Source organism: Legionella sp. (assembly GCF_965140895.1).
GTDB lineage: Bacteria > Pseudomonadota > Gammaproteobacteria > Legionellales > Legionellaceae > Legionella.
This window is the reverse complement of sequence record NZ_CBCSKT010000060.1, coordinates 29,778-49,514: the sequence shown is the minus strand read 5'-3', so window position 1 is coordinate 49,514 and position 19,737 is coordinate 29,778. Positions and strand designations below refer to the sequence as shown.

The window sequence follows — 19,737 nt, the reverse complement described above, 5'->3', positions numbered from 1 at the left end:
TCCGCTGTTTCTAAAAAGTGGTTCAAGCATAGCGATAAGCTGTAATACTGTCATCCAATTTTTTATCTCTCTAAGATAAATTCTGGCACCTCAATCTGGCAAAATAACACCCAGTAGCTCAAATTAAAACGATTAAAAAGCCAGGAACGAGCCTGTTTACACCTCTTTTTAAAGATAAATTAACAATTTTGCAAAAAAAAGGTGCAAAAAATGTCATATATGATATGATTTCATTCAAATTGTAACATACTGTTTTTAAGTCAATTTTAGCAAACGAACAAAAAACAAACTAAAAGATAAAATAAAAAACAAACTTAACGGGTAAATATGTCTAAGACTTTAACTTTTTATGTTTCCGGAATGACCTGCGGGGGTTGTAGTGGCCGCATTCAACGCGTTGTTACTGAGCAGCTCAACGAAGAATCCATCACGCTTGAAGCCTTTAATGCCGATCTTACTCAATTTAAAGATCCGAAAAAAACCACGATGGTTATTTCATATACCCTTGAAGAAATAGAACGATTAAACCAAGCGCAAACACACGAAGAGCGTAAGAAGATAGAAGAACAATTAAACCAAGTAAGCTGGCAAAAAATAAGAAAATACATTGAAGAATTGGCGTTTACCTGTGAAGAGTATGACTACACGCCAATAAATGAGCGTCCATTAACACTGCCAATCAGTGGACATCCACAAAAACCACTTTTAGTCGTAGAGGATCCACAAGCAACTGAGCCAACGGTTGAAAACGACCTAACAGCAGAGTCCCTCCCCTTGCAACTCAGTGCTCTCTTTAGCCAAGCAAAAAAATATTTTTCTTCTCATTGGTTTAAGGGATTTCTCGGTTGTGGCGCTGGCGTTATTGTATTAATCGCGTGTTTGAGCGGTACGATGTCACTTGCCGTGATGCTGCCACTTGCAGGACTAAGTACTCTGTTAACTTTAGCATTAGGTGCAAACTCCTATGTTGATGCATGGAAAAAATGGAGGGCAAGTCGTGCCCTAACAATGGATAGCCTCTTCGCGCTAAGCACGAGCTTGATTCTGGTTATTTCTCTTGCTTCATTATATGCACCTTGGCTGCCTATGATGTTCGATGCAGCCCTGTTTATCTACGGTTTTAGACATATTGGTCTCGGCATCGAAGACCGTATTAAAGCGCAAATAGGTACGGCTAAATTCCAAGATCGCGCATCAAAAATAGTTAGAAAAATTAGCACAGACCTTTGCGATGAAGCAGCAGAATTCGAAGAGAATACTTTATTAACCCAGATTCAACCCGGTGATGTCATCCTGGTTCACCCAGGAGAAATTATTCCTTTAGATGGGGAATGCCTTGCAGAAAGTATCATTTATAATACGATTACTACTGGAGCGATTCTTCCCCGCTCGTTCAAGCCCGAAGCTAAAGTGCTTGCGGGGATGCGCCTTGCAGAACATGCAGATCCGTTAAGAGTTCGCGTTAGCAAAGACTATAAAAACTCCCATCTTGCCCGCCTCGATACCCTACTTGCCAAGGCAGCTTTAGATAAGTCCCCGATTGAGCTACAAGCAGTACAGTACTTAGAATATTTCATTCCCCTTGTGCTCTTATTAGCATTAACTGCAGGAACAGCAATTGGCCTATTTTTCTCGTTGACTTCTGCTATTCAATGTGTAGCATCAATTTTGGTAAGTGCCTGCCCTTGTACGTTAGGCTTAATTATTCCCCTTGCTGTGACTTCGGGAATGCATAAAGCTGCGGAAAATGGGGTGCAATTTAAAAGCACTAAAGTGTTACAAAATGCAGAACACATAGATACGGTTATTTTTGATTTGAATGGTACCCTAACGACAGGAGTACCTAAAGTCGAAAGGATAATAGCACTCAATGAACAAGATACTTCTGTATCGCAACTTCGCAAAATTTGTGCAGCTTTAGAAAAAACAGCAGTTCATCCAACAGGCAAAGCAATTTATGCATATACTAAAGACGATAATTCAGAGGAATTATACGTAACTGTATTAAATAGAAAGCACCACTCAGGAATCATTGGGGAAATAAATAGAACGAGTTACTTCATCGGTAGCCGCTCCTTAATGGAACAACAAAGAATAATTATCCCTGAACAGATTAAATTACTTAACTTAAACAGTGATGATCTAGTCTTGGTTGCTCGTGATAAAACTATCATTGGCTATATGGAGATGACTGACCCACTACGTGATGATGCTATTCGAACAATCAATGCCTTAAAAAACATGGGCAAAGAAGTTCACATCTGCACTGGCGCAGCCAAAGAAACGGCTCTTCGTTATGCGAACAAGCTTGGCATCAACCATGAGCATGTATATCCTGGCTGTCTTTCGAATCAAAAGACGATTTATATCGAGAAGTTACGAGGTAGAGGCCGTAAAGTAGCCATGTTCGGCGATGCGGGAAATGATGCGGAAGCTATGGCTGCAAGCGATTTTAGCGGTGCTATTGGCTCTGGAGACCAAGTAACCCAGGATGCCGCTGATGCAGTAATTCATCCAGGTGCGTTAATGGCGATTGCCTCATTATTTGCAATATCAAGGCAAACAGTCGCGAATATTAATCAAAATATGGCAGGTAGTTTTGCCTACAATTTGGGAATGGTTGGCGCCTCTGGGCTATTATTTGTTACTGCGGGCATCACGATTCCTCCTGCGTTAGGTGTTGTCCTTATGATGTCACAAGCCTGTCTTATCTTATTGAATGTTTATCGATTCAAACAGCAACCGCTCAACCATTTGACAGAAGAAGCTCAGGAATATCAAAAGGCATCTCAGCCACTATCACATACACACATGATTCAGCGAATGCCAACCTGTGGCAATAAGGAACCCCTCATACTAAATTCGCAATCGCGTCTCTCTCAAGAGGAGAAAACTCCCAGCTCGAGTTATATCGTAGAGCCAGAAGTTTCAGATAGAGATAAGCAAGTATTCAATGTTTAGTGACAAGTACAAGATGGTGATTGGGTGCCATCTTTACAACGCTGGTGACCAGTAGATTGGTCACATTGGGCAACACCGCCATGATTAGAACAACAGCCTTTAGCGTTACCAGTTGAAGTTCCCTTTGTGGTTTCTGGGGTTGTTGTTTTGGATTTACCACCCCACCAGCTATTTTTGGGTTTTGTAGTTGTGGTAGTTGTAGACTTGGTGGTGCTCTTGGTTGTTTCAGGAACTGTTTTTGTTGCTTTATTGTTTGTTTTTGTAGTTGCTGGAACGGTAGTCGTTGTTTTAGGTGTCAGCGCCTTCTTCGTATTTTTTGACTTAGCACAAGTACAGGTTGGAGAAGCAGTGCCATCTTTACACATCTGAACCCCTGTTGTTTTATTGCACGAAGCGACCCCACCATGGCCTGCACAACACGCGGCATACGCCCCCGCTAATGGACTGGCAAATAAAAACAAGGCAAGAACAAGATGATTTAAACTGCCGCTTTTTACTGCTAAATTATTCTTCTTCATTTGGAACTCCATGTCCGTGGTTTACATAAGTAAATATAGATCATACTTTGACTAAAATGCACACTTAATATTCTGCTAAGATTAAAAGAGGATCCTCTCCATAGTTAACGTCCATAATCAGCGGACATTGTGGAGAAAATTACCATCAAGGAACAAAAATAATTTCTAATGAATCAGTGGAAAATGATGACCGAGATCAATTATAAAAAACTCAACGCATGGATGTGGTTTATCTTCTTATGCCTGATTATTGTGATGAGTATTGCATTAATTACTCTACACCGTTGGATAGGGGAGCCTTCTGCTGCCTTCCATGTTGTCATGCTTATTTTTACCTTATGCTTACTGATAACAGTTCTAATGGCTGTATGTATGTATTTAATACTTAAATCGCACGAAAAAAGTAAATCGCTCTTTAATAACGAACAACGCTATAAAATGATTCTAGACAGTATCAAAGACATTGCGATTTTCACCCTAACCCCTTTAGGGCATGTAAAAAGCTGGAATTTTGGTGCCCAACGAGTTTATGGATATTCTGATAAGGAAATAGTGGGCAGGCACTTCTCCCTGTTTTATCCCCGTGAAGACGTTGCTAAAGGCACCCCCTTAAATGTAATCGGCATTGCCAAAAAACAAGGAAAATTTGAAGGAGAGGTAATACGAATACGTAAAGATGGCAGCCCTTTTTGGGCGCATGTTTTAATGGAACCCATATACAACGACAAACAAAGATTAGCAGGATTTGTTAATATAACTCGTGATGTTACTGAAAACCGCAAAATGGAAGAAGAACACTCCAGACTGATCGCCTTAATCGAAGAAGCCTCCGATTTTGTAGGCATTGCCGATTTACAAGGAAATTTATTATACCATAACCGAAGCGCTAAACAGATGGTTGGCTTACCCGAGGATTATGATATATCCTCGCTGAAAATATCCGACATGCATCCACAGTGGGCCGTACAAAAAATAGTTAACGAAGTCATACCCACGGCCTTTGAAAAAGGTTTTTGGACTGGGGATTTGGCTTTATTACACCGTAGTGGCCGAGAAATCCCAGTTTTACAATCGGTAACCTTACACCGAAATGCAATGGGAGAACCTGTCTGTCTTACCACCATTGTGCGCGACATCACCGAACGTAAGGCTGAAGAAGATGCAACCAAAGCCAGCGAAGAAATATTCCGTTCCGCCATGCAACATGCCTCTACCGGGATGGCCTTAATATCTCCGACAGGCAAATGGTTAAAAGTGAATCATTCCTTGTGCACCATGCTTGGTTATAGTGAGGAGGAGTTACTACAACGTGATTTTCAAACCCTAACGCATCCGGACGATTTAGAAACTGACTTGGAAAATGTGCTTTTGATGCTCAATAAACAAATCGACAGTTATCAAATGGAAAAAAGATATATTCACAAAGATGGTCATCTTGTCTGGGGGTTATTGAGTGTCTCTTTAGTCTGGGGTAATGATGGTACCCCCAAATACTTTGTTTCACTAGTGCAAAACATTTCCTACCGTAAAAAAGCTGAAGCAGCAAATAAAAAACTCCTGCAAGCCTTAGAAAGTTCAAATGCTGAATTAGAGCGATTTGCTTATGTAGCCTCTCATGATTTACAAGAACCAATACGTATGATCAATAGCTTCGGCGAACTATTATTAACGGAAAAACAAGATAAACTTGACGATGAAGGCAAAGAATATTTAAAAATCATGACCAACGCAGGCTTACGTATGCGTGCAGTAATTAATGATTTACTCGCCTATTCTCGTGTACATGAAGACTCTAAAAATGTCTCCTTTGATGGCGAAAGGGTCTTAAAAAACGCCTTAGAAAACATCAAAGCCTTAATCGAAGAACAAAAAGCCCAAATAACTCATGACCCCATACCACTGCTTTATGGTAAACCCATGCAGATTATGCGCGTACTGCAAAACCTAATTACCAATGCCATTAAATACCAACCGCCAGGTAATATCCCTGTTATTCATATTGGCGTAGAAGATGCAGATTCCTATTGGAAAATCACCGTCCAAGACAATGGGCTAGGAATTGATGAGCAATTTATTAAAGAAATTTTTGAACCATTTAAACGCCTACACGCATGGGACTCAATTAAAGGAAGTGGGCTTGGTCTCTCAATTTGCAAAAAAATTGCCGAGCATCATAATGGCTTTTTATCAGTCACATCAAGGGTGGGATTTGGCAGCAACTTTACCCTTGCTCTACCAAAACATGATAACATTTTACATGCCTAAATAAGAGGACTAGTATTATAATAGCGGGTAAAATACTTTGATGTCCTCGCCTAATAGCACTTACGGATATGTTAAATAACATAGGAAAAAATGATGCACGATTCATCTGCTTCTAATCCGCTAAAAATCTTGCTCATTGAAGACTCTGTCGGTGATGCAATGATTATTAGCAAGGTATTACAGCAGGCTATGCCTCAAGCTCATCTCTTGCAAAGAGCCTCAACAATTGGCGAAGCGCTAAAGATTGTCTCTGAACAGGAGTTTGATGTCGCATTATTGGATCGCACCCTGCCTGACTCTCACGGATTTAATGGACTTCATAGTATTCAGAATATGTCCCCCAAACTGCCGATTATTTTTTTAACTGGCTACAAAGATGAGCGCTTAGCACTTGAGGCCATCAAGCAAGGGGCTCAAGATTATTTATTTAAAGATCAATTGGATGCAGAGTTGATTAAACGTGCAATCCAATATGCCGTATTAAGAAAACAATTCGAAGACGTACTCATTATCCGCGCCAATTTCGATATGCTGACAGGGCTTGCCAATCGCATGCTCTTCGAAAACCGCCTGGAAATTGCGCTGGCAAAAATGAAACAGCTTGGAGGCATCATTAGTGTACTCTTAATTGATTTGGATAAATTCAAACAAGTTAATGACACCTATGGACACATTGCCGGAGATAAATTACTAAAAGAAGTAAGCTCACGTCTGAAACAATCGCTGCGTTCTTATGACGTTGTCGCTCGTTTTGGAGGGGATGAATTTGCAATTCTCCTCGAAAACCTATCCGATCCTCATCAAAGTGAAGTGGTCGCCAAAAAAATTGCCTCCTTAATGGATACACCATTTAATTTATCTGGAAATGAACTTCCCATTACACTCAGCATTGGCATCGTTAACTGCCATAATAATCGTTATATCAGCAGTGAATCGGTCTTATTGCAAGCAGATGCCGCGATGTATGAAGCAAAATCGCTTCCCGGCACTTCTTATCGGGTTTTTGGTGGGAATTAAGCATCAAATTCCCCCTGCGCACTTACGAACATAGCACAGCTCAAAAAAAGTAGGTATATTAACGTGAATTCACTTTAAAAGAGATAAAGCAATGGGGCGCGTTATTGGATTTGCAGCCAGCTTGGTTATCCTATGGATAGTCGGTTATTTTCTTATCGTAGGCAGCAACATCTTTATTCCAGTTGTTTTGGCAATCTTTATTTGGCATATTCTCAATACCATTCGTGGTATTATCCAACGCATTCCTAAATTCGGCGCGTTACTCCCCAGCTGGCTAAGTATGATTTTAGCCTTTGGTGTCGCTGCGATTTTCATCAGCATCTTCGTAAATATTATTTCGAATAATGTCAGTAGTGTTGTTTATGCTTCCGGGCGTTACCAAGATCATTTATTGTCTATTATTGATGGCATTGATAAGCGATATCACATTGAAGTATTAACTAATATTAATAACATTATAAAAACCATTAATATTCAAACGATGCTTCTAAAAATCTCAGGTGTTTTTACCACACTCGCCAGCTCGACCGTGCTCATTGCCTTATATGTTGCCTTTTTATTTGTGGAGCAACACTACTTCCTCAGAAAAATCGATGCTCTAGTCCCCTCGCAACAAAATCAACAATTAGTTAATAATATTTTGATCCATATAGTTAACGACACCCAAATTTACTTAGGCTTAAAATCGCTTTTAAGTATTGCTACAGCAATGGCAAGTTGGTTCATTATGAAATGGGTGGGTGTCGATTTCGCCGAGTTTTGGGCTCTACTCATTTTCTTTCTCAATTTTATTCCCAATATCGGCGCAATTATTGCCATTTTTTTCCCAGCCACTATAGCCATAGTGCAATTTGCTGACTGGCTCCATTTTCTAGAAATTATTATCGGTCTTGGCTCAATACAGTTTCTGGTCGGTAACATAATTGAACCACGTTTTCTTGGTCACTCATTGAATTTAAGCCCCTTAGCTATTTTACTTTCATTAACGGTTTGGGGCACCATCTGGGGTGTTCTCGGAATGTTTCTTTCCGTCCCCATTACCGTCATGATGATGATCATATTTGCTCATTTCGAAGCAACTCGCCCCATCGCCATTTTATTGTCCCAAGACGGTGATATTTTTAAATCCTATGAGACAATTTCTGGTGAAAAGATAACCGAAAAAAATTGGATACAGTATTAATTAAGGGATTTTTGTAATGATAAGAGCGTCTTACTCTCAAGATACAAGGATTGATAATGCAGGATGAATTAGCCCAAGAACCCACCCTACAGCGACAGTTTAGCGCTCGTGTTTTAGTCATGATAACGTTGGGGGGGGCTATTGGTACGGGGATTTTTTTAGCCAGTGGTAGTGCCTTAGCCTTAGCAGGCCCGGGTGGCACCTTGCTTGCCTACAGTACTATGGCCATTATGGTTTATTTTTTGATGACGGGTCTGGGTGAGATGGCCTCATTCATGCCAACGACCGGATCATTCTATGTCTATGCATCTGAATTTTGCGACCCATCATTAGGTTATGCTTTAGGATGGAACTATTGGTATAGCTATGCCATTTATATCGCTTCAGAAATTTCAGCAGCAGCCTTAATTATGCGTTATTGGTTTCCCGACAGCTCCCCCTTCATTTGGTGCTCTATTTTTTCCTTTTTAATCATTGGCTTTAACGCCATTTCAACCAAAACCTTTGGTGAAGTGGAATACTGGTTATCATTTATCAAAATTACCGTGGTAGTGCTCTTTATCGTCACCGGCTTTCTTCTAGTTACCGGAGTTACAGGCCAACAAAGCGCCGGTTTTCACAACTGGCATATTGGTGATGGCCCATTCCATGGAGGCTGGAGCGGGATAATTGGAGCCTTTGTAGTAGCTGGCTTTTCGTTTCAGGGTACCGAGCTCATTGGCATCGCCGCCGGCGAAAGCAGAAACCCCCGTAAAAATATCCCCAAAGCCATTAAAATGGTCTTCTGGCGGATTTTAATATTTTATATCTTATCCATTTTCATTATTAGCCTGTTATTGCCTTATAACGCACCGCAACTTGCAACCGAGGATGTGGTAACCAGCCCCTTTACCTTAGTGCTCAAGCAATATAATGAAACCTTTGCCGCAAGTATCGTCAATGCAGTCATCCTAATTGCTATTATTTCTACCGCCAATACCGGCATGTATATAAGTAGCAGAATGATGTGGTACTTGGCCAAAGAAGGTCATATGCCGCGAGTTTTTTCCACGGTCAATCATCGTGGCATACCCATTCATGCGTTAGCCTTAACCAGTAGCGTAACTATTTTAGCCTTTTTATCCTCCGTATTTGGCAATGGTACGGTTTATTTTTGGTTACTCAATGCCACCAGCCTTTCCGGATTTATTGCCTGGATGGGTATTGCCATTAGCCATTATCGTTTTCGCAAAGCCTATGTAAGTCAGGGAAAAGACCTGTCCAAGCTGCCTTATGTCGCCAAAGGCTATCCTTTTGGCCCTATCTGTGCTTTTGTTTTATGCACGATAGTCATTGGTGGGCAAAACTACTCAGCGCTCGTAGCAAATCCTATTGATTGGTATGGCCTACTTATTTCTTATATCTGTATTCCCTTGTTTTTATGCATTTGGCTAGGCCATAAGTGGATAAATAAAACTAAGGCTATCTCATTGATGGATTGTAAGTTTACCTCTGAATAGCCCAAAAGTGAGCTGCTGCAGATTTTATTTCCTATTATTTTAAATTTATACTCAATGAGTAAGAGTAACTTTTGGGGATGTTGTATCGTGATTATTCATAGTGAATTCAAACCCGCTTGGTGGCTAACAAATAAACATGGCCAAACATTATATCGTACACTAACTAATCGTTTACAGGCACCGATTGATTTCCATGAGCGTATTGAATTACCCGATGGAGATTTTATTGATCTCGCCTGGGCAATTAATGGTCTCAGTGCCAAAGCCCCTCTGGTGGTTTTGCTGTATGGTTTAGGTGGCAGTGTTAACTCAGCCTATGTAGCGGGTCTACTAGCCGCATTTAATAAATCCGGCTATCGGGGAATGCTCATGCACTTTCGAGGAGCTAGCGGCGAACCCAATCGCCTGCCTCGCACTTATCATGGAGGGGATACCGCGGATTTATCCTATGTCCTTGAACTGTTAAAAACCAGGGAGCCTAAAACCCCAAAGGCTGCCGTTGGCATTTCTCTTGGTGGTAATGTGTTGTTGAAATTGCTTGGTGAGTCAGGCTCAGAAGCGTTAATTGATGCGGCTGTTGCAGTTTCCGTCCCCTTTCAATTACATGATGTGGTGAGTCACATTAACAAGGGGTTTGCACGGGTATATCAAGCAAACTTATTGCAGCGCTTACAGGCTGTGTTTTTACAAAAGCTAGATATTATAAACTGGCAATTACCTCTATCAGAGGAGCGCTTACTTAGCTTAAAAACACTCTATGATTTTGATCAACAAATCACCGCCCCCTTACATGGTTTTGCCAGTGTAGATGACTATTATCAACAGGCAAGTTCTCGACAATACCTCAGCGACATTACCGTGCCCACCTTAATTATTCATGCTTTAGATGATCCCTTTATGACTCCAACCACGATTCCTGGAGTGCAAGAATTATCTGAGAATGTAGTACTGGAGTTAAGTCACCATGGTGGCCATGTAGGTTTTATTACGGGAAAAAATAAACACCATTCTAAATGCTGGTTAGAACAACGCATTAATTGCTTTTTTAATGCTTTACTGATTAAAAGGGAAACAAACTAACTTTTGTGAAAAGGATGACACATTATGCCCAATGCCCTACTCCACAATTCATTCTGTGCACAATTAGACATAAAGTGGCCCCTTATCCAAGCCCCTATGGGTGGTGGCCCAACAACGCCGGCATTAGTTGCTGCAGTGTCTAATGCCGGGGGCCTAGGTTCTTTAGGGGTAGCTTATTTATCTCCCCAAGGCATTGAGCAAGCAATTAAAGAGACACAAAAACTCACCCAACGCCCCTTTGGTGCGAATCTATTCGCGCCAGCAAGCACGCCCACCTTGAATAAAGCAGCGATTGATGCAGCCTGCAACGCCACCCAAGCTTACCGCCAGGAGCTAGGCCTCATTGAGCCTTCATTGCAAGCACCCTTCGCCGAAAATTTTGAGGAGCAATTCACTAGTGTATTACGATGTCGTCCTGCGGCATTAAGTTATACATTTGGCCTCATAAAAAAAGAGCTGTTGCAAGAATGTCGCCAACAAAAAATCGTTACCATCGGTTCTCGGTTTTTACACCAAAACCAGCTTCCCACAGAGACGATTCAGAAGCACCGATAAAATCACCTCGGCAATCCAATTTCTCAGGCAAGTAATCTTAATGCAGAGCAGAACTGAACGCTCTGCTCATTTTTTCGGCGTGCAGTGACACATCGAAGATTTGACTATGAAGGCACTTTTCTGCGTCAAGACGGCAATTGCTCCTGCATCTCTGAAGATAATACTTCAGAAAGCTTATCCATTACCTCGTCAACCGAAATTAACTGCATGCTTTCATCGCCATGTACATGCTGCCCCCACACTTCCTCAACGGACACACTGCCTAAAATTTTTTCTGCAGCTTCTGGATAGCGATTCACTACCAAATGTTGAAAAAGATAAGGACCGGAAATAAGTGGATTAGTTACCGCATGTAAGGCAATAACTGGTGTATTTACCGCTGTGGACATATGAGATGGGCCCGTATCAGGGCAAAGAACGACCGTTGCTTTGCTAATCAATGCCAATAATTGTTTTGGCTTCGTTTTTCCAGCCAAATTAATTGCGGGAATCTCTTGAAGAATTTGCTCTGCCAATTGTTTATCGAAATCACCAGGGCCGCCGGTAATAACCACTTGAGCCTGCCACTGTTCCTGAGCTTGGCGTAATACTTCAATATAACGAGCCACGGGCCAACTGCGCTCTGGCTTGCTTGCAGCAGGGTTAATCACCAGAATAGGGCCATTTTTTGGCAAATGCCGATCAGCCCATTCATAATCAGCGGGAGTAATCGGTAAGTCCCAACGAATTACTTTTTCCTTAATACCTAAAGCCTCCGCAAACTTTAAAAAGCCATCCAAAGTATGCTCAAAGCCTGGAGTGATACGCTCAGTGACGAACCAGCCATGGCCATCATTAGCCCGATGCTCATCATAACCAATCTTACGTTTCGCTTTAATAAAGGGATACAGAAAATTAGTGCGCAAACTGGCTTGAGGAGCCAACAGCACATCAAAAACACGGCCACTCATTTGTTTTTTAAAACACCAATAATCCGCTAAACGATGAGGCTTATCAATTACGATAAATTCAACACCATCCATGCCCTCGACTAGATCAAAAGCAGGCCTGGATATAATCCAGGTCAATTTGGCCTGCGGTAAACTGGCTTGCAATGTCCTAATGAGCGGAACGGCCATTAGAACATCACCTAAAGCAGATAATCGAACAATACAAATAGAATCAATCATTCTGTAATACAAATCGCGAACCACAATAAGGACAAACTTCTACACCGGTTTTATCGATGGGTAGGTAAACTTTGGGATGCGCATTCCACAACACCATATCATCTGTAGGACAGCTTAAAGGCAATTGAGCACGGTGTACTACATAATTTTTTTTCGTACTTGCTGGTTCTAGTTGTTCTTTTAACATTGTGTTCCTCAATTAGAAAATACCCCTATTGATTCTAAGGGGCAAAGAATCAAGTGCAATGCACCACGAAACATTTAGCGATTATCTAATATTTCCCCAGTTTTCGCCATAACCTCATCAGTAAAAGCTGTATTTTGTGGATCAAAGCGCATTCCCTTCCCCCAATGTCGCAACCAAGTTAATTGCCGTTTCGCTAATTGGCGGGTAGCGGCTATGCCTTTTTCACGCATCGTAGGGTAATCGTCATTGCCGTGCAAATAGTCAAATACTTGGCGATAACCGACACAACGTATTGAAGGCATGTTGGTCGTTAAACGCCATTTATGCTGTAATTGCCGTACTTCGTCAACAAATCCTTGCGCCAACATCTGATCAAAACGCAAAGCAATACGCTCATGCAACCAAGCACGCTGTTCTGGAAAAAGAATGACGTTGACAAAAGTATAAGCGGACTCTTCTTTTTGTTGCTGTGCTAAGAAATCAGATAAACAAGTGCCCGTTAAATAATAAACCTCTAAAGCTCGCTGAATCCGTTGCGTGTCATTGGCGTGAATGCGTTGGGCTGCGGTAGGATCCACTTGTGCTAGTTTTTGATGTAAAGCCTCCCAACCATGTTGAGCCGCCTCCGCCTCTAATTGCTGCCGCAATTCTGGATTCGCTTCGGGTAAAACCGATAAGCCCTGTTGTAATGCATTAAAATACATCATAGTTCCACCGACCAATAAGGGAATCTTGCCTTTTTGGATAATTGCATCTGCCAAAGAAGTAGCATCAGTACAAAACTGTGCGGCTGAATAGGTTTCTGTTGGGTCTTTAATATCGAGCAAATGATGTGGTGCAGCCTGCAACTCCTCTTGAGTGGGCTTAGCCGTACCAATATCCATATCCCGATAAATCATGGCGGAATCAACACTAATAATTTCAAAAGGATACTGCTTGACTAATTCCATCGCTAACGCGGTTTTCCCTGAAGCAGTGGGTCCCATTAAACAAAAAATCAATTTAGACATGTAACAAACTCTGACAATGTTCAATTGTTAAGGCTTTAAAGAGCCCTGTTCTTTGCTCTTCTCCTCCGTGAAGCTTAATAAACACCTGGTCCAATTCGATTTTTTCTTCGCGACTTAATAATCGAGGATCAAAAACTTGAGACTGGCTCATTAATTCGCAGAGCTGCTGCAAACTCCATCCATCTAAAACAGTCACAGCATCCAAAAATAAACGTAAATCCAAATAAGGGACACTTACAGGAATAGTGCGAATCAGCACTTCATTTATTCCTGCAAGTTCACAACGAATACCTAATTGCTCAAGGCTTTGACTTAGTTCGGTCATCCTCTCAGCTAATTGCTGCTCTAAGCAATAACGAATAGGTACCAATAAAGGGCGGCTCGGCCAGGGTAAAGTCTGTTGCGCCAAACGTTCCTGCACGGCATGTTGATGCAAGGCTAAAAGATTAATGAGATAGGGTGTTTGCTGTACAAAACTAAGAATGTACTGGTTATTTAAAACGATCCAAGATACATCCGTTTCCAGGCGCGTACCTTCTCGGCCTGACACGTCCAATTGCGGATAGGGTTCACAAATTTCTTTTGCAAATGGTGCGACTATTTCATGGTTCAGTTTGTAGTGTTTTTCTGACTCTGGCTCTGGCTCTGCCGTAACCGACCGCAGTGCAGCCCCTAGCTGAGAAGTAAAAAAATCATGGATTAAACGTGGCTGTTGAAAACGCACTTCATGCTTGGTTGGGTGCACATTAACATCGACTTCGCCATGCTCAATGGAGAAATACAACACACAAGCAGGAAAACGTCCAGGATACAGTAAATCATCATACGCTTGCTTAATTGCATGCGTGATTAACTTATCTTTAACCATACGTTGGTTAATATAAACCCATTGACGATCATTTTGACTACGCTGGAATCCGGTACCACTAATCCACCCATAAAGCCGCATGGCGCCACGTTCCACATCGAGGTAAATAGCATTCTTAATAAACGTGCCGCCCATAATGCGCGTCATTCGGGTTAGGCGGGTTTGCTCATTGATTGCTGCCGGAAGAGCTAAAATCTGTTTTCCATTATGCTTTAAGGTTAGGGCAATACCTGGAGCACTTAAGGCAAAACGTTTAACCACCGTTTCGATGGCTTGAAATTCTAATTTTTCGCTTTTCAAAAATCGTTTACGCACGGGCGCATTAAAAAATAAATCAACCACATCAATGGTTGTTCCCTGACTACGTGCGCAAGGAGTAATCGACATTTCCGTACCCTGCACTCGTAACGCCATCGCTGTATCTTGCGCTGCAGGCTTAGAGCTAATCGTTACTTTGGCCACCGAAGCAATGCTGGCTAAGGCTTCGCCGCGAAAGCCCATGCTCTCTATCGCGTATAAGTCATTGAGCGTATTAATTTTACTCGTGGCATGAGCGGCAATCGCTAAGGGTAAATCCTCCGCAACAATGCCTATGCCATTATCACTGATTTTGATTTGATTCAGCCCACCATAACCAATCTCAATCGTAATCGCATCAGAGCCAGCATCCAAAGAATTTTCCAATAATTCTTTAACTACGGATGCCGGTCGCTCAATGACCTCACCCGCAGCGATTTGGTTGGCAATTAACGGAGGTAATTGGTGTATTCTCATGCCCATGCTGCTGGAATCACCAGTTTTTGACCAGGCTTAAGCTGGGTTATTCCACGTAAATGATTCGCCGCCTGCAATGCATTAACCGTCACACGATAACGTGCTGCAATTGCGGGTAAGGTCTCCCCTGCACGCACTAAATGAAACGTGCTTGCAATCATTGCCTCAATACGTGAACCATGAGGTGGATTTTCCCAGAAATAGCCTTTAATCCCTTGAAAAATTGCCTGGCTTAAACGCAACTGATAGGCAGGACTCGTCAGATTTCGTTCTTCTCGGGGATTAGAAATAAATCCTGTTTCCACCAAAATTGAAGGAATATCAGGAGACTTAAGCACCACAAAACGAGCTTGTTCTACACGAGAATTATGCAAGGTAGCGAAACCACCTAACTGATTTAAAACACGCTTGCCCATCTCTAAGCCAGCATTAATAGTTGCGGTTTGTGATAAGTCGATTAATACTGAGCGCACGACACCATTGCGATCATCTAACTCGCCTAAATTCACCCCACCCAACTCAGAATAGTTTTCCTTTTCCGCTAACCAATGCGCAGCCTCACTCGTCGCCCCTCGTTGAGATAAGGCAAATACTGAAGCACCATTAGAATGGGGATTATGGAAGGCATCCGCATGGATCGCGACAAAGATATCGCCATTATATTTACGGGCAATGTCCAAACGCTCTCTAAGCCCCACATAATAGTCACCCGATCGAGTGAGTACGGCATGCATTCCTGGTTGCTGATCAATAAGGCGCTTTAATTTAAGGGTAATCGCCAAGACTACATCCTTTTCCCTAGATGCATGTGGGCCTCGAGCTCCTGAGTCTTTACCCCCGTGCCCTGCATCTAACACCACAATTACATCACGTAATGCCTTTGTTGGCGCTGCACTGACTCTAATCGGAGCCTGGCGTGCGAGAATAGGTTTTACCGGCGCTTTCGCGGGCACGTTTACAGTAACAGCAATAGAGGCAGGGGAGGCAAGCACTGGTGCTGCGACTGCAACTGGCTCATGCGTGTACATTAAATCAATGCGCACCCCATAGATACCACCAGGAGGTTGCCAAGGCGCAGAGCGAACCTGTACCTTTTGACTTACATCCAAAACCAATCTTAGGGTTCTGAAGTCAGCATTTCCCGTACGCATATGACGAATAAGCGCATTAGTTAAACTTGGATGATTTAAATCAGTTGCTAATTGCGTGTCTTTTAAATCAACAACCACTCTATGCGGTTGAGACAAGACAAATAGCTTATGCATAAACGGCCCATCAAGCGTAAAAAAAAGGGACGTTTGATTCTTTTGTTGTTGTAAGGCAATTGCCTTTAGTTGGCCACTGAAGGCTCCTACCGAGCTAAAAAACAGCACGAGCAATAAAGACCATGAACGTAAGATCATAATTCCCCTGAGAGGCAAGCTAAAATTCTTTGGCCAGCATCACTGAATGCAGTAATTTGCACCTCGCGTCCAACCCCTTTTATACTTAAATTAAAACGAATATCTACGTTAGGCAATGCCCTTCCTGCTTTTTCCGCCCATTCGATGCAACAAATGCTCTCTTTCGTAAAATAATCACGAAACCCTAAATATTCTAATTCTTCTTCGTGATGAATACGATATAAATCAAAATGATGGATTGCTCCATTCGGATAAGGATAACTTTCTACAAGCGAAAAAGTTGGACTTTTAATTGCTGATTGCACACCTAAACGGCGTAACATCGCACGCACAATCGTTGTTTTTCCTGCCCCTAAATCACCACTAAACGTGAGGATAAGGGGAGCGCTAAGAGAAGAAGCCAATTGGGATGCAAACTGTTCACTGGCTTGTTCATCAGGTAAATCTACAATAACCACTTTATTTAATTCATTCACAGTAATTTAATACATAAGGTAAAACATCAAACAAATCACTCGCTAATAACCCAGCGCCTCCTTGCACGTAAGCAATCTTGTCTCCTGCTAGCGCATGGGCGTATACCCCACAACGCGCAGCCTCAGGCAATGACATACCTTGAGCACAAAGACCGGCAATAATGCCGCTTAAAACATCCCCCATACCCGCACTTGCCATCGCGGGGTTGCCTTTAGGGCAAACATAGGTTTTTTGTTCAGGGGCTTGGATTATTGAACCAGCTCCTTTCAATACCACCACGCCGCCATACTGCGTTTGAATTTTTGCTGCAGCCTGGTAGCGATTCTTTTGTACTTGCTCTGTAGAACAAGAAAGCAATGCAGCGGCTTCACCGGGATGGGGCGTTAAGATCCAATTATCATCCAACTGTGGATGTTCTGCCAAGAGTCTTAATGCTGAGGCATCAATAACCATAGGCAATTGCGATGTAATCGCCGCTAAAAATAAGCTAACCGCCCAATCGCTATCCCCCAAACCAGGGCCAATAACACAAACACTTGCTCTGGCCAGTAAGGGTTGCAACTCGCGTGCGGAATTAACGCCCCAGACCATCGCTTCGGGGATTAAGGCTAAAGCCCCTTTCGCATGCTCTGGTAAGGTTGCAATACTGACGCAACCTGCACCAGTACGCATGGCCGCCTTAGCAGCCAGGCTAATCGCGCCAGGCATGCCCAGTCCGCCACCAATCACTAGAACATGTCCATAATCGCCTTTATGGGAATTTTTTTTGCGGGGTGCTAAGGGCAATCCCATATTAGCAGGTCCCAACAGAGTGGCAGCAGGTTGCTGCTTGGCAACACAAGCATCCAATTGAACGGAGCAGCAATATATATCACCACAATAATCAGGAGCATCCGCGGTATAGAGTCCTGCTTTTAACGCGATAAAGGTCAATGTAATGGACGCTTTAACACAAAGATTCTCAACACAACCCGTATCAGCATTAAGCCCTGAAGGAACATCTAAAGACACCACCGGTATGCCACTGTCATTAATCTGATTAATTGCCGAAGCAATTAATCCATGAACCGGGCCTTGCAAACCAATGCCTAATAACGCGTCAACAATGAGTTCAACCTCACTATCAATAGGCTCATCCACAGGTTGGCACTCGACTCCCGCATCAATAGCCATTAATGCAGCGTATTGCGCTGCATGCGGAAGATCGGCTAAGGCCTTGCCCTGATAAATCGTCACGACTAATCCGTTTTCATGGGCTAATCGAGCCACCACATAGCCATCCCCTGCATTATTGCCTGAACCACAAAATACAGCGATGTGCGTCACCTGGGGATACAGTTTTTTAATGTGCGCAAAAGCCTCTGTCCCTGCTCGCGACATTAATTCATTTTCATCCAGGTGATATAAAGACGTTGCTTGTTGTTCGCAAGCTCTGATGTGTTCACAACGGTAAAGGGCATTTTCTGGTTTAATCACCTGTTTGCTCCGATAACGATTGGGCTGTTTGCAACCCTGGTTTGAACTGAAACGATGTAGCCTGGATGAAACGACGCACTAAAAAATCTTCTCTCAATTTATCAAGCCATCGATGTGCCGCGGCTTGTCCGCGGCACATCGAAAAAATGAGAAACGCGTTCAGAATGATACATGCCCCAAGCTACAACTTACTTAACTAATTTTAACGATGGCTTACTTTTAGCCATCACTGCAGCGCCATCTGCACCAGCGGTTGCTGGCGGGGGAGACGCGGGTGGCTCTTCTTCAAGCTCAAACGCAATACCTCGACCATTTTCTTTGGCATAAATCTCTAATACCGCACTAGGAGGAACAAAAATTTGCTCCGTTTTTCCTGAAAAACGTGCGGTAAATACGATGCGATCATTTTCTAATAACAACCCACGAGTAGCAGCAGGAGATATATTTAACACAATCCGTGCCTCAATGATGTGCTCATGAGGAACCTGTACACCCGCGTAGGCTGTATTAACCAAAACATAAGGCGTTAATCCGTTATCTACGATCCAATCGTAAAAAGCACGAATTAAATAAGGTTTGTTTGTTGTCATAGTCATGTTTATGCCGCTCTTAATTGTCGCTCAGCATCAGTTAAGCTAACTTGAAACGAATCACGTTTAAACAAGCGCTGCATGTATGCAATTAATCCTTTATGTTCAGGTCCAATATCAATGCCTAAACGAGGCAGACGCCATAATAAAGGAGCAAGCGCGCAATCTAACAAAGAAAACTCATCGCTTAAGAAATAAGACTTATCAGCAAAAACAGGATCTAAGCTAGTTAAACTTTCATATAAGTTTGCTCTTGCTGCGTCTACATTAGTATCTCTTAAAATTTGATTCATTAAGTAATACCAATCATGCTCAATGCGGTGCATCATTTTACGTGTTTCCGCACGGGCAACCGGATATACTGGCAATAATGGAGGATGAGGAAAACGCTCATCTAAATATTCCATGATAATGCGTGGTTCATACAGTACAAGCTCTCTATCAATCAGCGTCGGCACTGTTCCGTAAGGGTTCAGAGCTAAAAGATCAGCACTGGGTTCATTTTGCTTGGCAGGTAAAATTTCGACATTAACTCCTTTCTCAGCCAAAACGATACGAACCTGATGACTATACACATCATCAATATCAGAAAATAAAGACATTATAGTGCGCTTTGCAACAATTGCCATGAGCAACTCCTATTATTTCATGAAAAACGGTGAGGCACCTAGGGGTAATAATTCTCGAAGGAAATACTGAGTTATT

Annotated in this window: 17 protein-coding genes; 7 read left to right on the top strand and 10 right to left on the bottom strand. The window is 42.4% G+C overall.

The features are described 5' to 3' along the window. Positions 1 to 327: 327 nt before the first annotated feature. A complete protein-coding gene (locus tag ACQY7T_RS07790) occupies positions 328 to 2,961 on the top strand; it encodes a heavy metal translocating P-type ATPase (RefSeq protein ID WP_428412438.1) in 2,634 nt (877 codons plus the stop codon). On the opposite strand, the gene ACQY7T_RS07785 is transcribed toward ACQY7T_RS07790, so the two are convergent. Beyond that, positions 2,958 to 3,479, bottom strand: a complete 522-nt coding sequence (locus tag ACQY7T_RS07785; protein WP_428412437.1) for a hypothetical protein — start codon at positions 3,477 to 3,479, stop codon at positions 2,958 to 2,960. The two genes, ACQY7T_RS07790 and ACQY7T_RS07785, sit on opposite strands and share 4 nt — an antisense overlap. Before the next feature lie 183 nt (positions 3,480 to 3,662). Here ACQY7T_RS07785 and ACQY7T_RS07780 point away from each other — a divergent pair, with 183 nt between their 5' ends. The 6 genes from ACQY7T_RS07780 to ACQY7T_RS07755 all read left to right on the top strand — a co-directional run bounded on the left by ACQY7T_RS07780 (position 3,663) and on the right by ACQY7T_RS07755 (position 11,078). Next, positions 3,663 to 5,744: a PAS domain S-box protein gene (locus tag ACQY7T_RS07780; protein ID WP_428412436.1), complete on the top strand. Its 2,082-nt coding sequence runs from the start codon at positions 3,663 to 3,665 to the stop codon at positions 5,742 to 5,744. Positions 5,745 to 5,834: 90 nt separating this feature from the next. Then, positions 5,835 to 6,761: a diguanylate cyclase domain-containing protein gene (locus tag ACQY7T_RS07775; RefSeq protein ID WP_428412434.1), complete on the top strand. Its 927-nt coding sequence runs from the start codon at positions 5,835 to 5,837 to the stop codon at positions 6,759 to 6,761. Between the two features lie 91 nt (positions 6,762 to 6,852). Then, positions 6,853 to 7,944 carry an AI-2E family transporter gene (locus ACQY7T_RS07770; RefSeq protein ID WP_428412432.1) on the top strand — a complete coding sequence of 364 codons (1,092 nt, stop codon included), beginning with the start codon at positions 6,853 to 6,855 and terminating at the stop codon, positions 7,942 to 7,944. Between the two features lie 56 nt (positions 7,945 to 8,000). After that, positions 8,001 to 9,443, top strand: a complete 1,443-nt coding sequence (locus tag ACQY7T_RS07765) for an amino acid permease (protein WP_428412431.1) — start codon at positions 8,001 to 8,003, stop codon at positions 9,441 to 9,443. A gap of 87 nt (positions 9,444 to 9,530) precedes the next feature. After that, positions 9,531 to 10,523, top strand: coding sequence for a hydrolase (locus tag ACQY7T_RS07760; protein ID WP_428412430.1), 993 nt, complete (start codon positions 9,531 to 9,533; stop codon positions 10,521 to 10,523). 24 nt (positions 10,524 to 10,547) lie between these two features. Then, positions 10,548 to 11,078 (top strand): NAD(P)H-dependent flavin oxidoreductase, encoded by a 531-nt coding sequence (locus tag ACQY7T_RS07755; RefSeq protein ID WP_428412429.1) that lies wholly within the window; start codon positions 10,548 to 10,550, stop codon positions 11,076 to 11,078. A gap of 125 nt (positions 11,079 to 11,203) precedes the next feature. On the opposite strand, the gene ACQY7T_RS07750 is transcribed toward ACQY7T_RS07755, so the two are convergent. From ACQY7T_RS07750 to ACQY7T_RS07710, 9 genes are all read right to left on the bottom strand, one after another. Beyond that, positions 11,204 to 12,247 (bottom strand): glycosyltransferase family 9 protein, encoded by a 1,044-nt coding sequence (locus ACQY7T_RS07750; RefSeq protein WP_428412428.1) that lies wholly within the window; start codon positions 12,245 to 12,247, stop codon positions 11,204 to 11,206. Then, complete coding sequence (locus tag ACQY7T_RS07745; protein WP_428412427.1) at positions 12,240 to 12,434, bottom strand: zinc-finger domain-containing protein; 195 nt, start codon at positions 12,432 to 12,434, stop codon at positions 12,240 to 12,242. Before ACQY7T_RS07745 ends, ACQY7T_RS07750 begins: the two co-directional genes overlap by 8 nt. A gap of 74 nt (positions 12,435 to 12,508) precedes the next feature. Then, on the bottom strand, positions 12,509 to 13,444 hold the full coding sequence (gene miaA, locus ACQY7T_RS07740; RefSeq protein ID WP_428412426.1) for a tRNA (adenosine(37)-N6)-dimethylallyltransferase MiaA: 936 nt from the start codon (positions 13,442 to 13,444) through the stop codon (positions 12,509 to 12,511). Further along, positions 13,437 to 15,092, bottom strand: a complete 1,656-nt coding sequence (gene mutL / locus ACQY7T_RS07735; RefSeq protein WP_428412425.1) for a DNA mismatch repair endonuclease MutL — start codon at positions 15,090 to 15,092, stop codon at positions 13,437 to 13,439. Before mutL ends, miaA begins: the two co-directional genes overlap by 8 nt. Next, the gene (locus ACQY7T_RS07730; RefSeq protein ID WP_428412423.1) at positions 15,083 to 16,489 is read right to left on the bottom strand and encodes an N-acetylmuramoyl-L-alanine amidase; all 1,407 of its coding nucleotides are present in this window, start codon (positions 16,487 to 16,489) and stop codon (positions 15,083 to 15,085) included. Before ACQY7T_RS07730 ends, mutL begins: the two co-directional genes overlap by 10 nt. Further along, positions 16,486 to 16,965, bottom strand: coding sequence for a tRNA (adenosine(37)-N6)-threonylcarbamoyltransferase complex ATPase subunit type 1 TsaE (tsaE, locus tag ACQY7T_RS07725; RefSeq protein WP_428412422.1), 480 nt, complete (start codon positions 16,963 to 16,965; stop codon positions 16,486 to 16,488). The genes ACQY7T_RS07730 and tsaE overlap by 4 nt, the downstream gene beginning before the upstream one ends. Continuing rightward, positions 16,958 to 18,442 carry an NAD(P)H-hydrate dehydratase gene (locus tag ACQY7T_RS07720; RefSeq protein WP_428412421.1) on the bottom strand — a complete coding sequence of 495 codons (1,485 nt, stop codon included), beginning with the start codon at positions 18,440 to 18,442 and terminating at the stop codon, positions 16,958 to 16,960. Before ACQY7T_RS07720 ends, tsaE begins: the two co-directional genes overlap by 8 nt. A 188-nt stretch (positions 18,443 to 18,630) precedes the next feature. Next, positions 18,631 to 19,038: a ClpXP protease specificity-enhancing factor gene (locus tag ACQY7T_RS07715; RefSeq protein WP_428412420.1), complete on the bottom strand. Its 408-nt coding sequence runs from the start codon at positions 19,036 to 19,038 to the stop codon at positions 18,631 to 18,633. A 2-nt stretch (positions 19,039 to 19,040) separates the two neighbouring features. Next, a complete protein-coding gene (locus ACQY7T_RS07710; RefSeq protein ID WP_428412419.1) occupies positions 19,041 to 19,661 on the bottom strand; it encodes a glutathione S-transferase N-terminal domain-containing protein in 621 nt (206 codons plus the stop codon). Positions 19,662 to 19,737: the final 76 nt, after the last annotated feature.